The following is a 724-nucleotide window of genomic DNA, read 5'->3' as shown; positions in this document are numbered from 1 at the left end:
CGGGCTAGTTGTTGGATGGTGGTGGTTGGGGTTGGAAGGGTTGGTACCACCACCAGTCGGCGCGCTCGCCGGTGGGTCCCGGGCAGGGGGCGACCGGGGGTGGGGGCTTTGTCGGTGGCCGCGCCAGCGATCCGGGCCTCAGTGTTCGGCCTGCCTGATCGGTGACGGTCAGCGTGGGTGCGGGTCCGGCGATGGTGATGACGCCACGATGATGGGCCCGGTGGTGATACGGGCAGACCAGCACGAGGTTGGTCAGCTCGGTGGGTCCGCCGTCTTCCCAGTGCCGGATGTGGTGGGCGTGCAGGCCGCGGGTGGCGCCGCAGCCGGGAACCGCGCAGCTGCGGTGGCGGTGCTCGAGCGCGCGGCGCAGTCGCCGGCTGATCAGGCGGGTGGTTCGGCCGGCGCCGATGACCTCGCCCTGGCGTTCGAACCACACTTCGCCGGTGGCGTCGCAGGTCAGGTAGCGGCGTTCGGCGTCGGTGAGCAGCGGACCCACGTGCAGTGCCGCACCGTGCTTTTCGGCGTCGACGTGCACCACCACGGTGGTGTGCTGTCCGTGTGGGCGGCGGGTCGTCTCCGCGTCCCAGCCGGCCTCGATCAGTCGCATGAACGCCTCGACGCTGCCCGGCAGGGGCGGCGCGCTGTCTGACGCTCCCTCGGCGCGGTCGTGCTTCCATTCGGCGATCAGCGCGTCACGATGGGACTGCAAGGCGGCGTCGAACGT

General features: G+C 71.3%; 1 protein-coding gene. It reads right to left on the bottom strand.

Translation table 11 applies throughout. The features are described 5' to 3' along the window. Positions 1–4: 4 nt before the first annotated feature. Positions 5–724, bottom strand: a 720-nt coding sequence (locus A9X05_RS05160; protein WP_156736480.1) for an HNH endonuclease signature motif containing protein, incomplete at its 5' end; no start/stop codon positions are given.

The sequence above is a fragment of the Mycobacterium sp. E3298 genome (genome assembly GCF_001666895.1).
In the GTDB taxonomy this organism is placed as follows: domain Bacteria; phylum Actinomycetota; class Actinomycetes; order Mycobacteriales; family Mycobacteriaceae; genus Mycobacterium.
Note: the sequence above shows the minus strand (reverse complement) of the source record. Positions and strands in the feature narration are given on the sequence as shown.